General features: G+C 42.3%; 5 protein-coding genes. 4 read left to right on the forward strand and 1 reads right to left on the reverse strand.

Translation table 11 applies throughout. From position 1 onward, the window contains the following. Nucleotides 1–714: pyridoxine 5'-phosphate synthase (locus tag ACESM0_RS10545; protein WP_372906175.1), on the reverse strand; the 714-nt coding region annotated here is incomplete at its 3' end. Between the two features lie 72 nt (nucleotides 715–786). Here ACESM0_RS10545 and ACESM0_RS10550 point away from each other — a divergent pair. From ACESM0_RS10550 to mutL, 4 genes are all read left to right on the forward strand, one after another. Further along, on the forward strand, nucleotides 787–1296 hold the full coding sequence (locus tag ACESM0_RS10550) for an NlpC/P60 family protein (RefSeq protein WP_372906176.1): 510 nt from the start codon (nucleotides 787–789) through the stop codon (nucleotides 1294–1296). 149 nt (nucleotides 1297–1445) lie between these two features. Continuing rightward, complete coding sequence (locus ACESM0_RS10555; protein WP_372906177.1) at nucleotides 1446–2024, forward strand: hypothetical protein; 579 nt, start codon at nucleotides 1446–1448, stop codon at nucleotides 2022–2024. Nucleotides 2025–2310: 286 nt separating this feature from the next. After that, nucleotides 2311–2526, forward strand: coding sequence for a hypothetical protein (locus tag ACESM0_RS10560; RefSeq protein ID WP_372906178.1), 216 nt, complete (start codon nucleotides 2311–2313; stop codon nucleotides 2524–2526). Between the two features lie 33 nt (nucleotides 2527–2559). Then, nucleotides 2560–4392, forward strand: a complete 1833-nt coding sequence (gene mutL / locus ACESM0_RS10565; RefSeq protein ID WP_372906179.1) for a DNA mismatch repair endonuclease MutL — start codon at nucleotides 2560–2562, stop codon at nucleotides 4390–4392. Nucleotides 4393–4495 lie beyond the last annotated feature (103 nt).

Genomic DNA, 4495 nt, shown 5'->3' on the forward strand with positions numbered 1-4495 from the left:
ACCCATAATTCTTAAATACTCCTTCACAGTTCGCTCCAATCCCCAAAAGACGGATTTTGATACCAGTGCATGGCCAATACTGATATCATTCAAATGAGGCACTTCTTCAATTAATCGGGGTAAATTGTCGAGATTCAAGCCGTGTCCGGCATTAACCATCATACCTAAGTCGTGAATCAATTCTGCTCCTTCTTTAAGGCGAACGAGTTCCTTTTTCCTGCTTTTATCGTCCGGTGCATTTGCAAAAACACCGGTATGAAGTTCAATCGCATCTGCACCTAATTCATGAGCAAGTTTAATATCCTCTGGGTTTGGGTCAAGAAATAGACTCATTTTGATTCCGGATCCTTTAAACTTTGGAAATACCCGGTTATCAAAGTCGTCAAAAACTTTTTTCATATCGAGGCCTCCTTCTGTCGTGAGTTCTTCGCGACCTTCGGGAACAAGAGTACAGAGTTCCGGTTGTACCTCATTACAAATTTCAACCATCTCTTCTGTGGCGGCCATCTCAAAGTCGAGGACACCTTTCATAGATTTTTTCAATCGGTAGACATCATCATCACGAATATGACGGCGATCACCCCGCAGGTGGAATACAATACCGGCAGCCCCGGCATCTTCACAAACTTTGGCAGCCTCAATCGGATCTGGAAATCCCTCACCTCGGGCATTGCGTAAAGTTGCAATATGATCGATATTTACAAGTAATTGCATGGTTTTGTATTATTCTTTTGTTTAATGCAAAGATACAACATCCCATTGCAAATTGTGAATCTGAAAGGCTCTATGTCAACGAAACAATATCTTAGTATTATCATATTTCTATTTCTTCTGACGGGTTGTGGTGTGGTGCCGCGTGATAGTGCTCCTCGATCCAATCCTTCAGGCTCCGGTAACACTCCCATGGCGGCTTCTGTTTCATCATTTGATCGAGTAGTGAATAAGCTTCACATTGCACACCGTGAGTGGGAGGGTACTCCTTACCGTTTAGGTGGAAACGGGCTGAATGGAATCGATTGTTCGGCATTTACCCAGGTAGTGTACCGAGATTTTTTAGGAGAGGACCTACCCCGGAATACACGTGAACAGCTTGGGGAAGGTTCGGGAGTAAGAAGAGGAAGTATACGGCCGGGAGACTTGATCTTCTTCCGAACAAGCCGGAACGTATTGCACGTGGGGATAGCAATGGAAGAAGGAGACTTTTTGCACGCTTCGGTATCCAGCGGAGTGATGATCTCTAACTTATCTGAACCGTACTGGGCCGGTAAGTACCTGGGAACAAGAAGAGTTTTATGACCTAATCCGAATGTTTATACTATTTTTTTATAGTGAATAGAGCCGCAGTAGTTATTATTATATCCGTGTTATTGATCGTGTAAGTGTTGAATTATTAAATAAATACATTTGTTTATATACTGAATCATGAAGCGAAAAATAAGTTCATTATGTCTACAGATAAATTAAAAGATTACACAGCAGATCTATTAACTCTTGAAACTCATCTCTTTAATGCAGTGAAGAAGCAACGCACCAGTGAAAGAGCGAGTGATAATGATGCCATGGTGTTGATGAACGAGCTGGATCAGATACTTAGAAATCAGATTAATGCACTCGAAAGTCATCTTGATAAATTAGGCGGAGGTCGAAAATCAGATCTTAAAGAATTACTTGGCAGTTTTTCGGGATTGGCGGCCGGTCTGATTGACACAGTACGCAAAGATCCGGTTTCTAAAATGTTGAGAGACGATTACACAGCACTCTCCATGTTGGCAACAGGTTATACAATGTTGCACACACACTCTTTGGCGGCAGATGATAATGAATTGTCAGAAATTGCATTAAACCATCTGGGTGAAATAACACCTGTTATCACTGAGATCAGCAGAGTGCTTCCGCTTGTTGTTGCCCGGGAATCAAACGATCTGGATTCAGACAAATCTGAAGAGATCGGCCGGAAAGCAATGGAGAACACTCAAAAAATGTGGAAAGCAGAACAAATTAAAAAAGAACCTACTGTAGCCTAAGATCTCTTTAATTTATAAGATTTCAACCCTCCCTTAATCCGGAGGGTTGTTTTATTTCAGGCTTGTTTTAGATAACTGAGCGGATATTCAGAACAGGACTATTTTATTCAGTAATTTTTTTGAAACCTATCGGGGCGAAGAGATAGAATCTAAAAGAATAAGTGGATTTGGGTTTTGATTCAACGAGTGCAATTACAGAAAAAAATGCATATTTCACGGTTCAAATTGTATCTTTACACCATGAGGCGTTTTTATTCGTTAAAAGGCTAAATAACGGAGATTTATTATGATCAGACCTATGATGGGGCGCAGAACAAAGCCCAAAAAATTTGAAATACCTCTTAGGTATTATGATCCCGAAGAGGAAGAAAAAAGAAAGAAGCGCATTCAGATTAAAACACGAAGTTTGAGCCGTAGACAGCGTGAGAAAAGTCAAAATGTTCGAATTTTGGTATATGCCGTTGGTCTTGCTGCGGTAATATTTCTGATGTATATCCTTTAAGCAATTTAATTTAAAATCTTCAAAGTAAAGCAGTTGAATCAAACCGAAGATAAGGGGCAGTCTATCATACACACTATGCCCCCGGAACTTTCCAATAAAATTGCAGCAGGCGAAGTAATACAGCGGCCTGCTTCTGTAGCTAAAGAACTTCTCGATAATGCCGTAGATGCCGGTGCCGATAAAATCAAGTTGATTGTACAGCAAGCCGGACGAACACTTGTTCAGGTTATAGATAACGGGAGCGGTATGACTCCTCAGGATGCCCGTCTCTGTTTTGAACGTCATGCCACATCGAAAATTCAGTCTGTAGAAGATCTGTTTCGCATCCGAACGATGGGATTTCGAGGTGAAGCTATGGCTTCCATTGCGTCCATCTCTCAGGTTGAGATGAAAACCAAAAGGATGGATGATGAATCGGGAGTTCTTCTTGAAATATGGGGTGGCGAGGAGAAACGGTTTGAGCCTGTTGCTACAGATGATGGAACATCCGTTGCCATTCGAAACTTGTTTTATAATGTCCCTGCCAGGCGTCAATTTTTAAAAACTGATGCAACAGAACTGAAGCATATCATTCGAGTGTTTCAAAACATCGTTTTAGCTAATACGAATATAGAATTTGAACTTCATGCCGATGGGGATAGAATTTACCACCTGCCAAAACAGGAACTGAAGCAGAGAGTGGCAGATATATTTGGTAAACAGTATCGTGCCAGCCTGATTCCGTTTAGTGAAGAGACAAGCTATGTGAAAATTCGCGGGTTACTTGCTGATCCAAAGCTCGCAAAAAAGTCGCGCGGAGAGCAATTTTTATTTGTGAATGGCCGTCCGTTTCAGCACCGATATCTCAGCTATGTGATTTTGAGTCTTTACGACGCCTGGACAAAGCAAAATGAGTATCCGTTTTACGCAATTTATTTGGATATCGAACCTTCCCAGGTAGATGTAAATGTGCACCCGGCCAAGATGGAAGTAAAATTTGACGATGAACGAAGCATTACGCAGCTTGTGCGCTCGGTCGTGAAAAAAGCGCTCAACGAACATTTTGTCGTACCGGATGTTGGCAAGTCCGAATTTATGGATAATGATTTCGATCTCAGTTTTGATCAGATTGGGCAAAGCGACAACACGGGTAGTCAACACTTTCAGCAGCGAGGACGTCCATCTGAACAAGTACATTTTCCCTCGAGAATCAATTTTGGACAGTCATCCGGTCAAGATGGCGACGAATCAGCTCGACAGCTTTACGGAGAGGTTGAACAGGATGAGGGTGAAGAAGGTGAAATTAAAGACAGATCTGCAAGCCGTGATAAAACATTCTGGCAGCTTCACAACCGGTATATTTTAACTCAGACAAGAACAGGATTGACGGTAATAGACCAGCACGCTGCACATAAGCGGATTATCTACGAAAATACTCTAAGTGCCACTGAGGAATCCCTGCCGTTTACTCAACAGCTGCTTTTTGCGCGGACGATTGAGTTGAGTGCCTCTGAATTTTCACTGCTGGAAGAACTGCTTCCAATCATTCAACGTATGGGTTTCAGTATAGATCTGCTGAGTGGTAATACGGCTATCATCAATGGTGTTCCTGCAGATATCGATATTGGAGATGAACGCCAGGTATTGAGGGATATGCTCCATCAGTACCGTGATCTTGATAAAACCCTGAAACTTGAAGCCCGGGAGAAAGTGGCGATTGCATTTGCTTCCCGGACTGCTATTCCAAGAGGCAAACGGCTATCCGAACAGGAGATGGAACTTCTGATTGATCAGCTATTTGCCTGTGAAGAGCCGTATAAAGATCCTCTTCAACACCCCACGCTAATGTACATGTCGATGGAAGAGATCATGCGGAGATTTCGTTAAAACTCTCGTCTGACGACTTTGCGAGAAATTAAACTATGAACTCCAAATGTTCAGTCGTCCGACGAGTACCATAGCTAATCTTTATTCCCTCAAACCGGGGGAT

Source organism: Rhodohalobacter sp. (assembly GCF_041686455.1).
Lineage (GTDB): Bacteria > Bacteroidota > Rhodothermia > Balneolales > Balneolaceae > Rhodohalobacter.